The sequence below is a fragment of the Streptomyces sp. NPDC046379 genome (assembly GCF_055587785.1).
In genome coordinates, this window is the sequence record NZ_JBVJFP010000011.1 from 1 (window position 1) to 19,545 (window position 19,545).

The window sequence follows — 19,545 nt, forward strand, 5'->3', positions numbered from 1 at the left end:
CGTGGTGACCGGCACACCTGCCGGAAGGCCCTCCAGCGTCGCGACGAGTGCGGGACCGTGGGACTCCCCCGCGGTCAGCCAGCGCAACCTGCTCATCGGTGCTCCTCACTGCTCGCAACGAAGTCGGAAAACAGCCGAGTCGTCGTGCCCGGACCGGGGCGTCCCCGGGGGCGTCCGTCTGCCGCCCCCGCGGTCACAGCCGGACGCCCAGGACCTCGGCCATCAGGGTGCCGACGAGGCGTACGCCGTCCTCGGTGAGCACCGACTCGGCGTGGAACTGCATCGAGGCGAAGTGGGGGCCGCGCAGCGCGTGCACCTCACCGGTGTCCGGGGCGCGGCTGACCTCGACGAGGCCCACGCCCTCGCACTCGGCCGCGTCCTCGGTGCTGCGCGCGGCGAACGTGTTGTAGAAGCCGACCCGTTCGCGGGCGCCGAAGAAGTCGATCTCCTGTTGCACGCCCTGGTTCGGCGTCTCGCGGCGGACCAGCGGGAAGCCGAGCCGCATGCTGAGCACCTGGTGGCTGAGGCAGACCGCGAGGAACGGCCGCCGCTCGGCGAGCAGGGTGTCCACCGCCGACCGCAGGTGGGCGATCTTGGGATGCGTGGCCTCGCGCGGATCGCCGGGGCCGGGGCCCATGACGACCAGGTCGTGGCCGTCGAAGGCGTACGGCTCGTCGAAGCGGCGGACCGTCACGGTCAGGCCCAGGGAGCGGAGCTGGTGGTCGATCATCGAGGTGAAGGTGTCCTCGGCGTCCACCACCAGCACCCGACGGCCGGCCAGGTCCGGCACGGACCGCTCCGGTCGTCCGCCACCGGCCAGCCAGAACCCGGCGAGCGTGGTGTTGCGCCGGGCCAGGGCGGCCCGTACGTCCGGGTGGTCGCCGAAGCGCACGGCGTGCGCGCCGGGTCCCCGACCGTCCGCCGGGCCGTCCGCCGGGCCGTCCGCCCGGAGCGCCGCGAGCAGCCCGGCCGCCTTCGCGCGGGTCTCGGCGACCTCGGAGTCCGGGTCGGAGTGACGGACGAGGGTGGCGCCGACGCCGATCCGCACGCGGCCGGCGTGGTCGATGTCGGCGGTGCGGATGAGGATGGCCGAGTCCATCGCTCGGCCGCCCGCGGCGTCGCGGCCGATGAGGGCCACCACGCCGCTGTAGTAGCCGCGGCCTTCGGGCTCGTACCGTTCGACCACCCGGCAGGCGCTCTCCAGCGGGCTGCCGGTGACCGTCGGGGCGAACATCGCCTCGCGCAGTATGGCGCGCGGGTCGAGGGCGGTGCGGCCCTCGATGAAGTACTCGGTGTGCGCGAGGCGGGCCATCTCCTTCAGGTACGGGCCCGCCACCCGGCCGCCGGACTCACAGATCCGGGCCATCATCTTCAGCTCCTCGTCGACGACCATGTACAGCTCGTCGGCCTCCTTGCCGTCGGCGAGGAACTCCAGCACCCCGGGCAGGGCGGGCCCGGTCGGCGGGTAGCGGTAGGTGCCGCTGATGGGATTCATCACGGCGGTGCCGCCGGAGAGGCTGACGTGCCGCTCGGGGGTCGCGCCGACGAAGGTCCGGTCGCCGGTGTGGACGACGAACGTCCAGTAGGCGCCCGACTCGCCGCGCAGCAGCCGGCGGAAGAACGACAGCGCGCTGTGCGGGGAGTAGTCGGTGATGTCGGCGACGAACGAACGCTTGATGACGAAGTTGGCGCCCTCGCCGGTGCCGATCTCCTCCTTGATGACCCGGCGGACCGTCTCCGCGTAGTCGTCGTCGCCCACGTCGAAGTGGCCGCCGGTGAGCGTGATCGGCACGTCCGGCAGCCGGCGCAGGACCTCGTCGAGGGAGAGCACCGCCTGGTCGGTGACGGTCATCGCGATCAGCGGTTCGCCGTCGTCCGGTCCGGCGAAGCCGCGCTCGGTGATCTGCCGGTAGGGGATCAGCGTCAGCAGCTCGTGGCGCGGGGCGCCGGCCGGCGCGGCCCGCTCGGGCAGGGGCAGGTCCGCCAGGGTCCGCGGCGTCGAGACCGTGCCGAGCAGGACGTCCACGGTGTCCGGCCCGCCGGCCTCCGGGCGGTGCAACAGGGCGAAGGGGCCGGGCCGTTCCGTCAGGATCCGGTCGAGGACCGGGCCGGTCGCGGTCATGCGCGCGCTCCGGCCGTGCGGGCGGCGTCGAGCCGGCCGAGGACGGCGTCCGTGGTGGTGACGACGGCGCAGCGCCGGGCGGCGTACTCGACGGCCAGCCGGTGGTCCCCGGCCGAGAAGTCCGCGACCGCGTCGGCGACGAGGAACGGCCGGATGTCGTGGGTGAAGGCGTCGACCGCGGTCATCAGCACGCCGACGTGCGCGTACACGCCGCACAGCACCAGCTGGTCGCGGCCGTGTGCGCGCATCCACTCCAGCAGGCCCGAGCGGAAGAACGCGCTGTAGCGCCACTTGGTGAAGACCTGGTCGTCCGGCCCCGGCGCGAGCGGCTCGACGACCTCGCGGTCGGCGGGGTCCACGCGCATGCCGGGCCCCCAGAAGTCCTTCAGCAGACCGCGCTGCTCGTCGGTCATGCCGCCGGGCTGCGCCGTGTACGCCACCGGCATGCCCGTCAGCACGGCCCGTTCGCGCAGCCGGGCGGCGTTGCGCACCAGCGGCTCGCGCAGCGCCGCGGGGAACGGGCGCAGGAAGTAGCGCTGCATGTCGTGGACGAGCAGCACCGCGCGGTCCGGGTCCGCGGACCACCCGGCGGTGTTGCCGGGCAGGTCGTCCGCCGACGGCAGCGGATACGGCTCGATGGGGGGTATGCCCGCCATGACTGTCCTCTCGGATGGTTGTCTCGGTGGGGGTGGCGGCCAGGGGGGACGGTCACGCCGCGGCCGACCGGGTCCGGCGGCCGGTGAGCCACCAGGACGAGGCCACGGAGAGGGCCTGGCCGGGGTTGAGCCGCGGGTCGCAGAAGCTCGTGTACCGGGTGCCGACGAGGCCGACCTCGGATGCGTCGCGTACGCACTCGGTGACGTCGTCGGGGGTGGTCTCCAGGTGCAGTCCGCCCGCGACCCCGCCCGCGGCGCTCACCGCGTGCTGGAACTCGTCGATCTCTCGCGCGACCGTCTCCAGGAAGCGGGACTTCAGCCCGTCCGGGGTGGTGACGGTGTTGCCGTGCATCGGGTCGGTCAGCCAGATCACCGGGTGCCCGGCCGCGCGGACCGCCGCCACCAGCGCGGGCAGCCGCTCGGCGACGGTTCCGGCGCCCATCCGGGCGATGAGGGTCAGCCTGCCCTCCTCCCGCCGCGGGTCGAGGCGTTCGCACAGGGCGAGCAGTTCCTCCTCCGTCATCCGGGGACCGACCTTGCAGGCCACCGGATTGACGACCTCGGCGAGCAGGGCCACATGGGCGCCGTCGAGCTGCCGGGTCCGCTCGCCTATCCACGGCCAGTGGGTGGAGGCGAGCAGCAGCTCTCCGTCCGGCTGCCGGCGCAGCATCGGGACCTCGTAGTCGAGGAGCAGCGCCTCGTGGCTGGTCCAGACGGGGGCGCCGATGCGGGCCGGGCCTGCGCCCCCGAGCCAGCCCAGACAGCCCATGACGGCGTGGGCGGCCCGGTAACCGGACAGCAGCCGCTGCGGGTCGGGGCGCCGCAGCACGGGGTCGGGCTCCGGACTGTTGACCATGTGGCCGCGGTAGACCGGCAGTTCGAGGTCGCCGACCCGCTCGGTGGGGCGGGAGCGGGGCTTGCCGAACTGGCCGGCCATCCGGCCGACGCGCACCACCGGCAGGCAGGTGTCCATCTCCAGTTGCCCGGCGAGCATGTTCAGCAGGCCCGCCTTGCGGGCCACATGGCCCGGCGTGCACTCGGCGGGATCCTCCGCGCAGTCGCCGGCCTGCACCACGTGCGCCTGGCCCGCGGCCACCCGCGCCAGCATCGAGCGCAGGGTCTTCACGTCCGCCGCGTCGACGAGCGCGGGCAGGGCGGCGAGTTCCTTCCGCACGCGCAGCACCTGTCCCTCGTCGTCCCACGGTGGCTGTTGCAACGCCTGTCCGTGTCGAAGGTCGAGCAGAGCGTCGTCCACTGGTTTCTCCAATCGCGACAAGACGTACGGCGATGCGGGAAGCGAGGAAGGGAACGGGCCGGAGGGCGAGGAGCGACGAGGAAGGGCGGGGAGCGAGGCCCCGCGACGCAGGGAATCGTGCGACGGATGGCGGGCGGCCACCAACAAGGTGCGCGGTACTCCGTCAGGTGACGCGCCATCCGTCAAGTGACCGGCGATATGTCAAGTCGGCGCGCCGACGCACGGGCGTCGTCGCCGTGCCTCGCGCCCGTCGGACTGCGCAACCTGCCCGGCTTCGCGCGGCGTGCGCGCACACGGCGACGGCCGGTGGGCGGACGGTGGGGAACCGTCCGCCCACCGGCCGCGGCGGGCAGTGGCGGGGAGCGGCCGTCAGACCCGGGCCGCCGGCTGCTCCGCAGAGGTGCGGGCGAGCGCGACGACCGCGTGCGCGGCCGACGCCAGGGTCGTGTGACGGTGCCAGCCGCCGAAGGAGCGCCCGGAGAAGTCCCGGATGCCCACCCGGTCGGCGATCTCGGTGAAGTCCTGCTCGACCCGCTCGGCCAGCCTGCTCAGTCGCACCAGGGACGCCGGCGGGGTGGTGGCCAGATTCGTCAGCCAGAGCTTCGCGGGCCAGCGCCCGCCCTCGTCGCCGACCCCGAGGAGCACCACCTCGCCCTGGCCCGGAGCCGGACCGGACAGGGACGGGCCGGCCACCCGCACGGTCGCGGCCCAGTGGGTCCTCGGCGCCGCACCCGGCACGTGGTCCGCGGTGACGACGGGCCGCCGCAGGTCCCTGACGATGATCATGATCTGCTCGGCGGTCAGCGGTCCCCGTCCGGCGGCGGGCAGCGCGGGATCCACGACGGTGAGCGGATGGTCCTCGCACACGCTGACCAGCAGCGGCATTCCCGCGGCGTGCAGCTTCTCGAAGATGGGCACGGCGTGCACCTCGCACGAGTCGAGCACGAACGGCCGCACCGGCAGGCCCCACTGCGTCACCGCCTCCAGACAGGCCCGGACGACGCATTCGCTCAGCGTCTCCGCCGGCACCCCGTCCGGGATCGCCACCTGACTGCGCCGGAGGTCGTCCTTGAGCCACGCCTGCGGCAGATGGAGGCGCCAGTTGACCGGGGCGCTGACCGTGTCCGAGGCGGCCCACACCCCGATGGTGCGCTGGGCGTTCAGGACCTGCCCCAGGGTCGGGAAGAAGTGCTTGTCCACGCCGACCGAATGGCGTCCGGTCTTGGGGATGATGACCGGCTGCACCACCCACGCCCGCGGCGGGACGGCGCCGAGCCAGTGACGGGCGAGCGCCCGGCGGATGGGCACCCAGTCCCAGGTGGAGGCCGAGATGAAGTGGTGCAGGTTCTGCTCCGACACCTGCTCGCCGAGCAGCGCGGCGATGTTGCGGATGGACTTGCGCCCCGGCGTCTCGAGCAGGCCCCGTAAGTACTGCATGGCCTTTCTGCACTGGTCGCTGCGGGACAGCGAGGCGAAGAGCAGGGAGGAGATCTCGGTGAGGACGGCGTCGTGCGAACCGGACGCGAAGGGCGGGGGAGAGCTGCCGCGTGCCGTGGTCGTGGGATGCAGGTCATAGCTGAGCATGAATCTCCTCACTGATGAACCGACCCGTGCCGTGGTGCATCCGTCAGCTCGAACGGGAACGCTGAGTGATGCCCTGGCCGAGAGTAAGGGGCTTGGGGGGAGTTGAGTCATCACCGGCCGGGTGAGAGTGTCAAATTACCGGACGGTAGTCCCGTGAATGTGGGAGGCGTCACTCCGGATGCCCGTCGGTCCGTGCGGCGGCCCGGGGCCGTGCGGAGGCGGCGATCAGGTGGGCGATGGAGGCGAGCGTGATGTGCCGGTGCCAGCCCGGGAACGACCGTCCCGCGAAGTCCCGCAGACCGACCTCGTCCGAGATCTCCGCCAGATCCTGCTCGACCACCTCCGGCAGCCGGGTCAGACGCAGCGCGGCCGGGAGGCGGGAGGGCGCGAAGCCGGTCAGCCACAGCCGCCGGTCGGTCCGCCGGCCGGGGCGCCACTCGGCCACCAGCGTCATCGCGTCCCGCCCCGCCGACGAGGCGACCACCGGGATCGCCGCGGCCGTCGTGCGCCTCTTCCCGTGCCCCACCTGCCGGCGCAGACGGGGGAGGGACTCGGCCAGCTCGCCCGCGGTGCGCTGGAGATCGCCGTGTCTGGGCAGCGCCGCCCGGTCGATCCGCACCGGCGCCGCCGGACTCACCCGTACCGCGAACGGCCGCCCGGTGGAGGCGAGATGCCGCGCGACCGCCACGCCGTCCGCCTCCGCGACGTCCACGACCACGGGCAGCGGAGCCATCCGCCCGATCGCCAGCAGCCCCGCCACCGCCTGCCGCACGCACTCCTCGACGGTGCTCGACGCGGCGTCCGCCGGGACGCCCGCCCGGTCCCGCAGGGGGCCGGCCGTCCAGCGGGCGGACAGCCGCAACTGCCAGTCGACCGGCACCGCCGACCGCTCCGAGGCCAGCCATGTCCCCACCGCCTGCTGGCCGTTGACCGTGCCCAGCGAGGTCGGCTGCGGGTCCGCGCCGACCGAGTGCGGGCCGGTCTTGGGGATCAGCGTCGAGCCGATCACCCACGCCTCCGGGGCCAGGGTCCGCTGCGCCTGACGGGCCAGGGCGTGCCGGACGGGCGTCCATTCCCAGGGCGAGGCGGTGATGAAGTGGTGCACGCTCTGCTGCGCCGACGCTCCCCCGAATCGCGCCGCGATGCTCCGCAGCGTCTTGCGCCCGGGCACCGACAGCAGCCCGCGGACGTACTGCTCGGCCTTCGCCCGCTGCCCGTCGCGGTGCAGCGAGCCGAACAGCCGCCGGCAGAACTCGGCGTCCAGGGCCTCCGCCCCGGAGCCCTCTCTCGCCGCGTCCCGGTGCTGCCGCATCGCCGCTCCCCGCACGTCCGCCCGTCGAAAAAGGACTGTCGTCCTGTTTCGTTTATACGGCGTCCGCGCAGAACGACCCGCACGTTTGCGCCAGCGGCGGTGTGCGCGGACGAACCTCCGGAGGCGCACGGTCCGTTCCGGCCGCCCGGCCTGTCTGCGCTCTTTACCGGCTCTTGGGCTCGCCCATACTCTGACCAAAACCGAACGGAGATCCGGTACTTTAACCGCGCACTGATTAGGGCCTGACCGATCCGACTCAGGGGGAACGTTGTTCGGCGTCATACCCACCCCTCGCCCGTCCGCCCTGTCACCCGCTCTCCTCGGGGCCTACGCGCACCTGCGGCGCGAGGAGAACTTGCTCGTCACCGGCTGGCAGCGGCTGAGCGACCGGCGCTTCTCACTCTCCGTCAGATGGCCCGCCGCGGAGGGCGACCTGCCGTACGACCCGCGGCTGCTCGCGCAGACCGTCCGGCAGACGGGACTGGTCGTCGCGCACGCCGCCTACGACGTCCCGCTCACGCACCAGACCGTGCTGAGCTTCCTCTCCTTCACCCTCGTCCCCGGCCTTCGCCCGCCCCGCGGCCGCGCGTCCGCGCCGGACGTGCGGATCGCCGTCGCGCAGAACGGCGGCAGGCGACGCACGACCAAGGCCCTGCGGATGTCCTTCCAGGTGTCGCTCGACGGGAGCGAACTGGCCCGTGCCGAGGCCGAGTTCGCGTGGATCTCCGAGCGGGTCTACGCCCGTCTCCGGGGCGCCCGCCGCCATGTCGACTGGGGCGCCTGGGCCGTGCCGGCGCCCGTGGACGCCCGGCTGGTGGCCCGGCCGTCCGCGGCGGACGTCATGCTGTCCCCCGGGGACCGCCCCCATCGCTGGCTGCTGCGCAACGACCCGAGCAACCACCTGATCTTCGACCACCCCGTCGACCACGTGCCGGGCCTGGCCCTGCTGGAGGCCGCCGACCAGGCGGCGCGCGCCCTGCTCGCCCCGGCCGCCCTCGCGGCCACCGGCATCGAGGCCACCTATGTGCGGTACGTCGAATTCGACCGTCCCTGCCACATCGAGGCCGAGCCGCTGCCGGAGCCGGGCTCGGTCCGGGTCACCGGGACGCAGGAGGGCGAGGCCGCCTTCCGCGTCGACTTCCGCACCGGAGGCTGACCGCCGGCTCACCGCCCCGCGCCTGACCGGCCCGGCGCCGACCGGCCGTCGCGCCCCCCGCGGAGGACCCGATGCGCGGCACCGGACCGGCGCCGCGCCCCCGCGGAGACCAGGGGTGTCCGCCCGGCACCCGGATCGTTGGGCACGGCGTGACGACGACCCATGCGACGACCACCACCCGGCGCAACGACCGCGAGGCCGGCGCGGCGGACCTGGCGCCCCTCGCCTTCGCCGGATACGCCCACTTCACCGCGATGCAGGTGCGCGCCGGCCGGGTGCGCGGCCTCGATCTGCACCTCGCCCGGCTGCGCCACGCCTCGCTGGAGCTGTTCGGCCGCGCCCTGCCCGACGACCGGGTGCTCTCCTGGCTGCGCGCCGCCGTCGCCGACGCCGCGGCCGACCTCTCGCTGACGGCGACCGTCTACCTGCCGTCCGGGGAGTTCACGGTGGCCGCACCCGACGAGGAGCCCGAACTGCTCGTGCGCACCGCGCCGCCCGCCTCGGGCCCCGCCGGGCCGCTCACCCTGGGCGTCGTCGAGCACGAGCGGTTCCTGCCCTCGGTCAAGCACGTCGGAGAACCGGCCAAGACCTACTTCCTGCGGCAGGCGGTGCGACAGGGCTGCGACGACGTGGCGTTCACCGACCGCCGGGGCCGGCTGAGCGAGGGGTCCATCTGGAACCTGGCCTTCTGGGACGGAACCGGCGTGGTGTGGCCGGCGGCCGACATGCTCGACGGGGTCACCATGGGCGTCGTCCGCAGACAGCTGGACCGACTCGGCGTCGCCCAGCGGGTCCGCGAGGTCACGCCCGCCGACCTTCCGGAGCTGGCGGGCGCCGCCGTCATGAACTCATGGACGCCCGGGGTCGCGGTCCACAGGATCGGCCCGGCGCCGCTGCCCGAGGCGCCGGCGTTCGTGGAACTGCTGCACCGGGCCTACGAGGCGGAGCCGCTCATCTCCCTGTAGTCCCCGGGCAGGCGGCACAGCTCGGCGTCGGACATCGCGGCGCACTCGTGCGGCGCCGCCCCCTCGGTCGACCGCCAGTGCGCCGACGGCGGTTCGCCGGCCGCCGAGGCCGGCCGGCCGGCCGCGTCGATCCCGTCGCGCACCGCCTCCGCGGCCAGCTGCGGCAGTACCAGCCGCCAGAACGGCGTCACCGACAGCGCGACCCCGGCGTGGCCGGGGTCGCGTCCCAGCCCTTCCAGCCCCGCCATCACGGCCGTGACGGCCGAGACCGCGTCGTCGAGGTCGACCCCCGGGGCCAGACTGCCCTGCTGCCGGGCCAGCCGGAGCAGCCCGTGCACCCAGTCCCGCCAGTGCTGCCACAGACTCCCCGCGCTCTCCCAGGCCGCGTCGTGCGCCAGGCCGAACCCGGCCCTGAGCACCGGGTCGCGGGCGACCCGTTCGGCGAGCGTGTGCGAGGTGTCGACGAGCAGTTGGAGCGGTTCGGGGTGCTGGTCCGGGACCTGCCCGGTCACGCACAGCAGAATCTCCGCCGCCGTGGACTCGACCGCCTCGCCGAGGGCCTGCTTGTTCCCGAAATGGAAGTGCAACGCGCCGTGGCTGGCCCGGGCGAGGGCGCATATCTGCCCGATGGAGGATCCGGCGAAGCCGCCGCGGTTGAAGAGCTCGGCGGCGGATCGGATCAGTTGACGGCGTGTCTTCGCGGCACGGTCCTGCATGGTGATTCGCACTCCGGGAGAAGAGAGGAGCAGGAAGACGGGTGGAGCGGGTGCGGGGGAACGAGGAGTGACCCGCACGCGGGCGTGCCGCAGGCGATACCGGGCGTCCGACCACGGCGCATTCGCGGGTGCACGTCCCCGTGTACCGTCCACTCTTACCACGTCGACAACGCGCACATACGGGCCGTTACCGACACTGGCGCGATATCGTGCCCACCATGATCGCCATACGGTTCGACCGCTTCGGCGGTCCCGAAGTGCTCACCGTCGTCGACGCTCCCGCCCCCCGGCCCGGCCCGGACGAGGTGCTGATCGACGTCGAGGCGGCCGGCGTGAACTTCGCCGACACCCATCAGACCGACGGTTCCTACCTGGCCGCCGACCAGTTGCCCCACATCCCCGGCAGCGAGGTCGTGGGCCGCGCCGAGGACGGCCGGCGAGTGCTGGCGCGGGTGTCCCACGGCTACGCCGAGCAGGCGGTCGCCAAGAAGTCCGCCCTGGTGGAGATCCCCGAGGACCTGGACGCCGGAGCGGCCCTCGCGCTGCTCGTGCAGGGCCTGACCGCCTGGCACCTGCTGCGGACCGCGGCCCGGCTGCGGCCCGACGAGACCGTCGTCGTGCACTCGGCGGCGGGCGGCGTGGGCAGCCTCGCCGTGCAGCTGGCCCGGGAGTTCGGCGCGGGCCGGGTCTGGGCGCAGGCCTCCACGCCGGAGAAGCGCCGGCTCGCCCTCGACCTCGGCGCGGACGCCGCCGTCGCCCACCCCCTGCCGGAGCGGGCCGACGTGATCCTCGACGCCGTCGGCGGGGAACTCTTCGACAGCGCGCTGGAATCGCTCGCCCCGGGCGGCCGCCTGGTCAGCTACGGCAACTCCGCCCGCACCGGCTTCACCCCCGTCGACCCCGCGCGCCTCGGCCGGCTGAACGCCGCCGTCGTCGGCTTCTGGCTGCGTCCGACCCTGGCCGCCGAGGGCGCGTTCACCGGCCCGCTGAGGGAACTGCTGGCGCTGACCGCCGAGGGCAGGCTCAGGCCGGTGGTGCACGAGCCGTACCCGCTCACCGAGGCCCGGCGCGCCCACGAGGACCTGCTCGCCCGGCGCACCACCGGAAAGGTGGTGCTGCGCCCCTGACACAGGGGTCCGCCGCCGGACCTGACAGATCGTCGACCGATTCCCGGGGATCGCGTCCGCCTGTGCCTAGCATCGGGTGACGAGCCGGAACCGGCGCGGGGCCGCAGCCCACCACGGCCCCTCGGCACGCGGTGTCGCCCATGGACGCACCGGCGCGCACCCGCCGGGCGCCCGACTCCTCACCCCTGAAGTCGGCCACTCATGCGACGCGGAGACCCAGAATGCGACTTGCGCAAGTGATGGCATCCGTCATGGAGCGCCACGCGGACCGGCCCGCCATCGGCGAACGTGTGAAGGAGTACGCCCGGGACGCCGAGACGGGCCGGGTCGCGATCCGGCTGCTGCCCCGCTACGAGACGACCAGCTACCGCGAGCTGTGGGACCGCGTCCGCGCGGTGGCGAGCGACTGGCACCACCATCCGGACCGTCCGCTGAACGCCGGCGAGCGGGTGGCGCTGCTCGGCTTCACCAGCCGCGACTACGCGACGATCGACCTGGCCTGCATCCACCTCGGCGCCGTCACCGTCCCGCTGCAGACCAGCGCCGCACCCGCGCAGCTGCGGTCGATCGTCGCGGAGACCGAGCCGTTCACCGTGGCCGCGTCCGCCGAGCGGCTGGACGCCGCGGTCGATCTGATACGCGAGAGCGACTCGGTGCGGCGCCTGGTCGTCTTCGACCACCACCCCGAGGCCGACGACCACCGGGAGGCGCTGGCCGCGGCCCGCGAGCGACTGGCCCGCACCCGGCCCGCCGTCGTCGTGGACACCCTGAGGGACGTCGTCGAGCGGGGCGCCGCCCTGCCCGAGGCCCCGCTGTTCACGGCCGCCGACGGCGAGGACCCGTTGGCGATGCTGATCTACACCTCCGGCAGTACCGGCACGCCCAAGGGCGCCATGTACACCGAGCGGCTGGCCGCCGCGATGTGGGGCGGCGCCTGGTCCAAACTGTTCGACGAGACCTACGCGGTCACCTTCCACTACATGCCGATGAGCCATGTGGCGGGCCACTCCTCGCTGAAGGCCACCATGGTGCGCGGCGGCACCAGCTACTTCACCGCCAGCAGCGATCTGTCGACGTTCTTCGAGGACATCGCGCTGGCGCGGCCCACGGAGCTGTCGCTGGTGCCCCGGGTGTGCGAGATGCTCCACCAGCGGTTCCTCAGCGAGGTCGACCGGCGCACCGCCGCCGGCGCCGACCGGGAGACGGCCGAGGCCGAGGTGCGGGCGGACATCCGGGACAACGTCCTCGGCGGCCGGGTCACCTGGGCCAGCAACAGTTCGGCGCCGCTGTCCGCGGAACTGACCGCGTTCACCGAGTCCCTGCTGGGCCTGGAGCTGCACAACGTCTACGGCTCCACCGAGGCCGCCGGCGTCTCCGTCGACGGGGTGCTGCTGCGTCCGCCGGTCGTCGACTACAAGCTGGCCGACGTGCCGGAACTCGGCTACTTCGGCACCGACTCGCCCCACCCGCGCGGCGAACTCCTGCTCAAGAGCGACGCGATCATCCCCGGCTACTACAAGCAGCCGGAGCTGTCGGCACAACTGCTGGACGAGGACGGCTACTACCGGACCGGCGACATCGTCGCGGAGCTGGGACCCGACCGGATCGCGATCGTGGACCGGCGCAAGAACGTACTGAAGCTCTCGCAGGGAGAGTTCGTCGCCACCTCCCGGCTGGAGGCGGTCTTCGCGGCGAGCCCGCTGGTCCGGCAGATCTTCGTGTACGGCAACAGCGAGCGGTCGTACCTGCTCGCCGTGGTCGTCCCCACCCCCGACGCGCTGCGCGAGACCGGCGGGGACGAGCAGGCGCTGAAGCGGCGGCTGAGCCGCTCCTTCCAGGAGCTCGCCAAGGAGGTCGGGCTCAACTCGTACGAGATCCCGCGCGACGTCCTGATCGAGACGGAGCCGTTCAGCCAGGCCAACGGCCTGCTCTCGGACCACCGCAAGCTGCTGTGGCCCAAGCTGGTGGAACGTTACGGCGGGCGTCTCGAACAGCTCTACGCCGACACCGCTGCCCGCGAGAGCGAGGAACTGGCCGAGATCCGCCGGGAGGGGGCAGGCCGGCCGGCCCTGGAGACGGTGCAGCGGGCCGCCCGGGCACTGCTGGCCGGATCGACGGCCGAGGTGTCCCCGCAGGCCCACTTCCGGGACCTGGGCGGGGACTCGCTGTCCGCGGTGCAGTTCTCCGACCTGCTCCAGGACACCTTCGGCGTACGGGTTCCGGTCGACGTGGTCATCAGCCCCGCCTACGACCTCGGGCACCTGGCCGAGCACATCGAGGCCCGCCGCGGGACGGCCCAGGAGCGGCCCACCTTCGCCTCGGTGCACGGCGAGGGCGCCACCGAGGTGCACGCCAAGGACCTCGCCCTCGACAGGTTCATCGACGCACGCACCCTCGCCCGGGCACGGGAACTGCCCCGGTCCGAGGGGGAGCCGCGCACCGTGCTGCTCACCGGCGCCAGCGGCTACCTGGGCCGCTTCCTCGCCCTGGAGTGGCTGGAGCGACTGGCCCCGGCGGGCGGGCGGCTGATCGCGCTGGTCCGCGGCAAGGACGCCGCCGCGGCCCGGCGACGGCTGGACGCCGCCTTCGACAGCGGCGACCCGGAACTGGTGCGCAGGTACGAGGCACTGGCCGCGGGCCATCTGGAGGTGGTGGCGGGCGACATGGCCGAGCCGCGCCTCGGCCTGGACGAGGAGACCTGGAACCGGCTGGCCGACGAGGCCGACCTGATCGTGCACGCCGGCGCGCTGGTGAACCACGTGCTGCCCTACCCGCACCTGTTCGAGGCCAACGTCGTCGGCACCGCCGAACTGGTCCGGCTCGCCCTGACCGGCCGGATCAAGCCGTTCACCTACATCTCCAGCGTCGCGGTCGCCCACGCCCACCCGGACCGCCCGGCCCTCGACGAGGACTCCGACGTCCGCACGGCGATGCCGGTGCTGCAGGCGGACGGCGGCTACGCCGGGGGATACGCGACCAGCAAGTGGGCCGGCGAAGTGCTGCTGCGGGAGGCGCACGACCTGTGCGGACTGCCGGTCACCGTCTTCCGCTCGAACATGATCCTCGCGCACAGCAGGTACGGCGGCCAGCTGAACGTCCCCGACATGTTCAGCCGCCTGCTGTTCAGCGTCCTCGCCACCGGCGTCGCGCCGCGCACCTTCTACCGCGCGGACGGAGCACGGGCCCACTACGACGGTCTGCCCGTCGACTTCACCGCCGCGGCCGTGGTGGCCCTGGGCGGCGCCGCGGCCTCCGCCGCGTACCGGACGTACAGCCTGGTGAACCCGAACGACGACGGAGTGTCCCTGGACACCTTCGTCGACTGGCTGGTGGAAGCGGGCCACCGCATCGAACGGATCGACGACCACGCCGACTGGTACGTGCGGTTCGAGGCGGCGATGCGCGCGCTGCCCGAGGACCGGCGGCAGTACGCGGCGCTGCCCATCCTGCACGGCTTCAAGGAGCCCGAGGAGCCGGTGCCCGGCTCCGCCGTCCCGTCCGAACGGTTCCGCGAGGCGGTCCGGTCCGGCGCCGTCGACGGGTACCGGGACATCCCGGGCCTCACCCGCGGCCTTGTCGAGAAGTACGCCAGGGACCTCAAGGCCCTGATGCCCCCTGTGGTAGGCACGCGGGCATGAACAGAGATCTCCTCACCGGGAAAGTCGTCCTGATCACCGGAGCGAGCAGCGGCATAGGCGCCGCCGCGGCCGGGGTGTTCGGCCAGGAGGGGGCGACGGTGGTGCTCGCCGCGCGCCGGGCGGACCGCCTCGCGGACCTGACCGAGCGGTTGCGCGCCAAGGGCGTCGAGGCGGCGTACGTGGTCTGCGACGTCACCGACGCCGAGGACGCGGTGCGCGCCGTGCGGTTCGCCGAGTCCGAATACGGGCGGCTGGACGGGGCGTTCAACAACGCCGGCGTCGGCGGCGACCGCACCCCCCTGCATCTGATGACCGACGACGTCTACGACACCGTCATGGACGTCAACGTCCGCGGCGTCTGGAACTGTCTGCGTCCCGAGATCGCCGCCATGCTCCGGCACGGAGGCGGCGCGATCGTCAACAACAGCAGCGTCGGCGGGCTGGTGGCGATACCCGCCGCCGCGCCCTACATCGCGGCCAAGCACGCGGTGATCGGCCTGACCAGGGCCGCCGCGGACGAGTACGCCCAGCACGGCGTCCGGGTCAACGCGGTCGCGCCGGGCACCACGCGCAGCGAGATCACCGAGGACTGGTTCCGCCGCAACCCGGGCCTGGAGCGGACGGTCAACGCGATGACGCCGCAGGGCCGTACGGCCGCGCCGGAGGAGGTCGCGGCCGCCGCCGCCTGGCTGCTGAGCGACCGCTGCCCGTTCCTGACCGGGACCGTGCTGCCCGTGGACGGCGGCTTCGTCAACCAGTGACCCCCGTCGCCCGGGACGCGGAGCCGGGGCAGCCCCCGTCCCGGCTCCGCGTGCCGCCCGCCGAGCTTGGTAACATACCGAACATACGGTATTTCATGGCTGAAATACGAAGCACAGTTCAGCGTCCCGGCGGGACGTGGGAGTCCGGGGGGTGGCCGAATGGCGCGGCAGGAGCGTGCGATCCGTACGCGTGAGGCCATTCTCGAGGCCATGGCGAGCCTGTTCATCGAGGTCGGCTACGAGGCGGCCACCATCGCGGCGCTCATCGAGCGCACCGGGCTGACCCGCGGAGCCCTGTACTTCCACTTCCCCACCAAGGAGGCGATGGCGCACGGCGTGCTCGCGCGGGCGGTGACCCGCGAGGGCATCGCGCCCCAGACGCACAAGCTCCAGGAATGGGTCGACCTCGGCCTCGTGCTCGCCCACCGGCTGCCCCGGGAACCGATGCTGCGCGCCGCCGTCCAGCTGTCCGTCGACCCACGGGCGCGCGGCCTGTTCGGCACGCGCTGGCCGGACTGGATCCGCCTGGGCGAGGACCTGCTCGTCGAGGCCAAGGAACGCGGCGAACTGCTGCCGCACGCCGTCCCCAGCGAGATCGCCCGGCTGACCGTGGGCGCCTGGACCGGGGTGCAACTGGTGACGGAGGCGCTGCCGGAGGGGCTCGACCTGTCCGAGGAGATCGCCCGGCTCTACCAGCTGATCCTGCCCAACGTCGCCAGCACCGGCGTCCTCGCCAAGCTGGACACCTCCCCGTACCGCGCGGAACGGCTGCTCGGTACGGCCACGGACGCGGACGCCGGCCGCGTGTACCACCCCTGACCCGGACCGCCGCCGGCGCACCGTCAGGGGGCGACGTCCTCGGCCGGCCGGCAGCGCTTCGCCTGGTGCTCCTTCTCGGTGTCCGTGCGCTCCTGGTGCGTCAGGATCCGCAGGGCGTCGGCGGAACTCGCGTCGTTCGGGGTGTAGATCTCGAGCCGGTGGTCGGGGCTGTCCGGCTGGAGCCAGACCTGGTAGGTGACGCTCGCGGCGCCGACGGTGGGATGCTGCAGCTGCATGGTGCCGACGGTGCAGTCGGCGACCTCCCCGGCCGCCCACATCATCGCGAAGTCGTCGCTGCGCATGGTGAGTTCCCCGATCAGTCCCGCGAGGCGCGCGTCGGTGGGGAACCGGCCCGCGGTGAGCCGGAGATAGGCGACGTGCACATGGGCCAGCTCGTCCCAGTTGCGGTACAGGTCGCGGGTGAGCGGGTCGAGGAAGAACATCCGGGGGATCGAGGGACGGCGCGCCGGCTCCCGCACCGCGTCGAAGTCGACGTGCTCGGCGACGAGCGCGTGACCGGTGCGGTTCCACGCGAGCACGTCCCCGCGCCGGCCCAGCACGATCGCCGGTGTCGCCTCGTCGAGGGACTCCAGGAGCGTGAGCACGCGTGGATGGGGCGACTCCTGGCCCGGTTCGGAGAGTCCGGGATTGGCGGGCTGGCGGGCGAGGTTGTGCAGGTGGACGCGCTCGATCTCGTCGAGTTGCAACACCCGGGCGAGGGCGTTGAGAACCTGCTCCGAGGCCGTTTCCACCTGTCCCTGCTCCAGGCGTGTGTAGTACCCCGCGCTCACTCCCGCGAGCTGTGCGAGTTCCTCGCGCCGCAGTCCCGGGACCCGGCGGGCGCTCCCGTACGTACGCAGACCGATCTCGGCGGGCTTGACCCGGTCACGGCGACTCTTCAAGAACGTTCCAAGGTTCTCCACGACATGAGGGTAGGCCGCCCTCGCACCCCGGTGGGTATACCTGCTGGGTGTACCCATCGCATGGGGATGGCTGACCCGCGGGCCGTGCCGGACCGTGAAGGCATGTCTGAACAGCACACGCACAATCCGCCCGGACGACGGGCCTGGCTCGGACTGCTGGTGATCCTCGGGCCCGTGCTCCTGGTGGCCATGGACGGATCGATCCTGTTCCTGGCCATGCCCCGGCTCAGCCAGGCGCTCACTCCGACCGCCGACCAGGCCCTGTGGATCCTGGACATCTACGGCTTCGCCGTCGGCTCCCTCCTCATCGCGTTCGGCAGCATCGGCGACCGGTACGGCCGCCTGAAACTGCTCATGATCGGCGCGACGGTCTTCGGCATCGGATCCGCGCTGGCGGCGTTCGCCCCCTCCCCGGAGTTGCTCATCGCCGCCCGCGCCCTCATGGGCGTGGCGGGATCGACGCTCCTGCCCTCCGCGCTGGCCGTGCTGAGCGAGCTGTTCGGCGACCCGCGCCGGCGCGCCCAGGCCATCGGCATCTTCGCCGCGGCGTTCGCCGCCGGGTTCGCCATCGGACCCATCGTCGGCGGCCTCCTGCTGGAGCGGTTCTGGTGGGGCTCGGTCTTCCTGGTCAACCTTCCCGTCATCGCCCTCTTCCTGATCTTCGCGCCGGTTCTGCTCGGCGAGGTGCGCGCGACCAGGCCGGGGCGCGTCGACGTGCTCAGCGTCGCCACCTCCGCGCTCGGCCTCCTTTTGACGATCTACGGCCTCAAGCACGCGGCGGCCGAAGGCGTCTCCGCCGTCCCCGTCGTCGCGGCACTGGCGGGAGCAGCGCTGCTGACGTGGTTCGGCCTGCGGCAGCGGAGCCTGGAGCACCCGTTGATGGACTTCTCGCTCTTCCGCGACCGCGTCTTCACGGTCGCCATCATCACCGGTCTGCTGCCGTTGGCCGCGTGGTCGGCGTCGGCCTATCTGTCGGGCGTCTACCTCCAGTCCGTCCTCGAACTGTCGGTCCTGCACGCCGCGTTCCTCGCCCTGCCCGGCGCCGTGGTGCTCACCACCACCTGCATCGTCACCCCGATGGTGGTCGACCGCATCGGCAAGCGGACCGCCCTGATCCTGTGTCACTTCTCCATCGCGACCGGGCTGCTGCTCCTGCTCCCGACCATGACCACCGGCGGGGTCGGCTGGTACGTCGCCTCGACGGTCGTCGCCGGCGTCGGCTACGGCATCTCCTTCGCCGTCGTCGCGGACACCGCGGTCGGCGCCGTCCCCCCGGAGCGGGCCGGCTCGGCGGGCGCGATCGCCGAGACCAGCAACGAGATCGGCAACGCCCTCGGCATCGCGCTGCTCGGCTCGCTCGCCGCACTGATCTTCCGGGTCCAGGGGCCCGACCTCGCGCCCACCCTCGACGAGACGCTCCAGCTTCCGGACCTGGCGCCCTCGGTCGTGAAGGACGCGGAGTCCGCCTTCGTCACCGGCCTGCACGCGGCCGCCATCGCAGCCAGCCTCCTGCACCTGGTGCTCGGTGTCCTCGCGCTGCGCTGGCTGCCCAAGCCGGCGACGCCGAAGGACCCCGACCTCTCTCCCCAGGACACTCCGGACCGGGCGCAGAGCGCTGCCTGACGATCCGTCAGGACGTCCGCTCGCCCCGGGCGGGCCCGATCACCCGGACAGAATTCCTGTCCGGGTGATCCGCGCGCCCGTCCGCAGGACGGACTCGGGCGCTCGGCCCGGCCGTCAGACCCGGTCCGCGCCGCACGCTCGGGCGAGGCGCGCGGCCACGTCCGTGACCACCTCCGCCTCCCGGGCCACGAGGGAGAAGCGAGTCCGGGGCAGGAGCGCCACTCGAAGGAGCCCGGTCGGCGGCACGCAGTCCGGGAGGGGCGGCGGGCGCTGACGCAACCGGACGGCGCCGCCTTGAAGTGGTGGCGCGGACGGTACCGGTTTCGTGGCCTTGTGACGGCGGCGGACGGGCTACCCGCGTGACGGGCCGGCGCCGAGCCGAGTTCGGCGCCCAGCGCCGACGGCAGGGCGCGCGGGCCCGGCCGGGTACTGCTCGATCGCCGCCTCGCGCTCGTCGATGTCCTCGCAGAGCCGGCCGATGCGGCGGAACCGGCCCTTCGCCCGCAGGGGGTACCCGGCGCGATGCCGAACAGCTCGCGGACGGCGGACAGCGGCAGCGGGGAGGCGACCGCCCTGATCAGGTCCATCGACGGCCCGGCCACGACCGCCTCGTCGACGATCCGCTGGGTGCCCTGGCACAGCGCCTCGACCCGCCGGGCGGTGAAGGCCCGGTCGTCCGCCTGAGCGGCCGGGCGTGTGAGGTGGGCCGGTGCCGGTCATCACCGGGTCGGGCCGGCCGGAGGCCTTCAGATCACCGCCCAGCGCGCTGTACGCGCGGGTCGTCCGGTCCCGGTCGCTGGACAGCCGCAGCTCGCCCAGTGCCGCTTCGACGTCGGGGTGCCGGGTGAGGCGCCGGATGCCCTGGTCGCTGCGCGGACCGGGCTCTCG

Annotated in this window: 16 protein-coding genes; 8 read left to right on the forward strand and 8 right to left on the reverse strand. The window is 73.3% G+C overall.

The window, feature by feature from the left end:
* From ACZ6KF_RS19850 to ACZ6KF_RS19875, 6 genes are all read right to left on the reverse strand, one after another.
* A partial coding sequence (locus ACZ6KF_RS19850) for a chorismate synthase (RefSeq protein ID WP_346073301.1) occupies positions 1 to 96 on the reverse strand: 96 nt, incomplete at its 3' end.
* A gap of 97 nt (positions 97 to 193) precedes the next feature.
* Entirely contained in the window at positions 194 to 2,122 is a 1,929-nt protein-coding gene (locus tag ACZ6KF_RS19855) for an anthranilate synthase family protein (RefSeq protein ID WP_469160752.1), read from the reverse strand.
* Entirely contained in the window at positions 2,119 to 2,778 is a 660-nt protein-coding gene (locus ACZ6KF_RS19860; protein WP_469160751.1) for an isochorismatase family protein, read from the reverse strand. Before ACZ6KF_RS19860 ends, ACZ6KF_RS19855 begins: the two co-directional genes overlap by 4 nt.
* Positions 2,779 to 2,830: 52 nt before the next feature.
* A complete protein-coding gene (locus ACZ6KF_RS19865) occupies positions 2,831 to 4,033 on the reverse strand; it encodes a 3-deoxy-7-phosphoheptulonate synthase (RefSeq protein WP_469239431.1) in 1,203 nt (400 codons plus the stop codon).
* 369 nt (positions 4,034 to 4,402) lie between these two features.
* Positions 4,403 to 5,617, reverse strand: a complete 1,215-nt coding sequence (locus tag ACZ6KF_RS19870; RefSeq protein ID WP_469239434.1) for an IS701 family transposase — start codon at positions 5,615 to 5,617, stop codon at positions 4,403 to 4,405.
* Between the two features lie 169 nt (positions 5,618 to 5,786).
* Positions 5,787 to 6,929, reverse strand: a complete 1,143-nt coding sequence (locus ACZ6KF_RS19875) for an IS701 family transposase (RefSeq protein WP_469160749.1) — start codon at positions 6,927 to 6,929, stop codon at positions 5,787 to 5,789.
* Between the two features lie 268 nt (positions 6,930 to 7,197).
* Between ACZ6KF_RS19875 and ACZ6KF_RS19880 the strand changes: the two genes are divergently transcribed.
* Positions 7,198 to 8,085: a ScbA/BarX family gamma-butyrolactone biosynthesis protein gene (locus ACZ6KF_RS19880; RefSeq protein WP_356629166.1), complete on the forward strand. Its 888-nt coding sequence runs from the start codon at positions 7,198 to 7,200 to the stop codon at positions 8,083 to 8,085.
* Positions 8,086 to 8,234: 149 nt separating this feature from the next.
* Positions 8,235 to 9,050, forward strand: coding sequence for an aminotransferase class IV family protein (locus ACZ6KF_RS19885; protein ID WP_356629164.1), 816 nt, complete (start codon positions 8,235 to 8,237; stop codon positions 9,048 to 9,050).
* On the opposite strand, the gene ACZ6KF_RS19890 is transcribed toward ACZ6KF_RS19885, so the two are convergent.
* Positions 9,020 to 9,766 (reverse strand): ScbR family autoregulator-binding transcription factor, encoded by a 747-nt coding sequence (locus tag ACZ6KF_RS19890; RefSeq protein WP_356629162.1) that lies wholly within the window; start codon positions 9,764 to 9,766, stop codon positions 9,020 to 9,022. The genes ACZ6KF_RS19885 and ACZ6KF_RS19890 overlap by 31 nt on opposite strands.
* Positions 9,767 to 9,984: 218 nt before the next feature.
* Here ACZ6KF_RS19890 and ACZ6KF_RS19895 point away from each other — a divergent pair, with 218 nt between their 5' ends.
* From ACZ6KF_RS19895 to ACZ6KF_RS19910, 4 genes are all read left to right on the forward strand, one after another.
* Positions 9,985 to 10,893, forward strand: coding sequence for a quinone oxidoreductase family protein (locus ACZ6KF_RS19895; protein WP_469239437.1), 909 nt, complete (start codon positions 9,985 to 9,987; stop codon positions 10,891 to 10,893).
* A 221-nt stretch (positions 10,894 to 11,114) separates the two neighbouring features.
* Entirely contained in the window at positions 11,115 to 14,531 is a 3,417-nt protein-coding gene (gene car, locus ACZ6KF_RS19900; protein WP_469239439.1) for a carboxylic acid reductase, read from the forward strand.
* Positions 14,528 to 15,292, forward strand: a complete 765-nt coding sequence (locus ACZ6KF_RS19905) for an SDR family oxidoreductase (protein ID WP_356629156.1) — start codon at positions 14,528 to 14,530, stop codon at positions 15,290 to 15,292. Before car ends, ACZ6KF_RS19905 begins: the two co-directional genes overlap by 4 nt.
* 159 nt (positions 15,293 to 15,451) lie before the next feature.
* Positions 15,452 to 16,111, forward strand: coding sequence for a ScbR family autoregulator-binding transcription factor (locus ACZ6KF_RS19910; protein WP_469160743.1), 660 nt, complete (start codon positions 15,452 to 15,454; stop codon positions 16,109 to 16,111).
* 23 nt (positions 16,112 to 16,134) lie between these two features.
* Here ACZ6KF_RS19910 and ACZ6KF_RS19915 read toward each other — a convergent pair whose 3' ends face one another.
* Positions 16,135 to 17,091, reverse strand: coding sequence for a helix-turn-helix transcriptional regulator (locus ACZ6KF_RS19915; protein WP_356629152.1), 957 nt, complete (start codon positions 17,089 to 17,091; stop codon positions 16,135 to 16,137).
* Between the two features lie 45 nt (positions 17,092 to 17,136).
* On the opposite strand from ACZ6KF_RS19915, the gene ACZ6KF_RS19920 reads away from it, so the two are divergent.
* Together ACZ6KF_RS19920 and ACZ6KF_RS19925 are read left to right on the forward strand one after the other, a co-directional pair.
* Complete coding sequence (locus tag ACZ6KF_RS19920; protein ID WP_356629150.1) at positions 17,137 to 18,657, forward strand: MFS transporter; 1,521 nt, start codon at positions 17,137 to 17,139, stop codon at positions 18,655 to 18,657.
* 522 nt (positions 18,658 to 19,179) lie between these two features.
* Entirely contained in the window at positions 19,180 to 19,341 is a 162-nt protein-coding gene (locus ACZ6KF_RS19925) for a hypothetical protein (RefSeq protein WP_469239441.1), read from the forward strand.
* Positions 19,342 to 19,545: the final 204 nt, after the last annotated feature.

Coding starts and splice junctions, on each gene's coding strand:
- car (WP_469239439.1), top strand. CDS start 11,115: ATGCGACTTGCGCAAGTGATGGCATCCGTCATGGAGCGCCACGCGGAC.
- ACZ6KF_RS19925 (WP_469239441.1), top strand. CDS start 19,180: ATGCCGAACAGCTCGCGGACGGCGGACAGCGGCAGCGGGGAGGCGACC.
- ACZ6KF_RS19860 (WP_469160751.1), bottom strand. CDS start 2,778: ATGGCGGGCATACCCCCCATCGAGCCGTATCCGCTGCCGTCGGCGGAC.
- ACZ6KF_RS19870 (WP_469239434.1), bottom strand. CDS start 5,617: ATGCTCAGCTATGACCTGCATCCCACGACCACGGCACGCGGCAGCTCT.
- ACZ6KF_RS19910 (WP_469160743.1), top strand. CDS start 15,452: ATGGCGCGGCAGGAGCGTGCGATCCGTACGCGTGAGGCCATTCTCGAG.
- ACZ6KF_RS19890 (WP_356629162.1), bottom strand. CDS start 9,766: ATGCAGGACCGTGCCGCGAAGACACGCCGTCAACTGATCCGATCCGCC.
- ACZ6KF_RS19875 (WP_469160749.1), bottom strand. CDS start 6,929: ATGCGGCAGCACCGGGACGCGGCGAGAGAGGGCTCCGGGGCGGAGGCC.
- ACZ6KF_RS19855 (WP_469160752.1), bottom strand. CDS start 2,122: ATGACCGCGACCGGCCCGGTCCTCGACCGGATCCTGACGGAACGGCCC.
- ACZ6KF_RS19915 (WP_356629152.1), bottom strand. CDS start 17,091: ATGGGTACACCCAGCAGGTATACCCACCGGGGTGCGAGGGCGGCCTAC.
- ACZ6KF_RS19905 (WP_356629156.1), top strand. CDS start 14,528: ATGAACAGAGATCTCCTCACCGGGAAAGTCGTCCTGATCACCGGAGCG.
- ACZ6KF_RS19920 (WP_356629150.1), top strand. CDS start 17,137: ATGTCTGAACAGCACACGCACAATCCGCCCGGACGACGGGCCTGGCTC.
- ACZ6KF_RS19895 (WP_469239437.1), top strand. CDS start 9,985: ATGATCGCCATACGGTTCGACCGCTTCGGCGGTCCCGAAGTGCTCACC.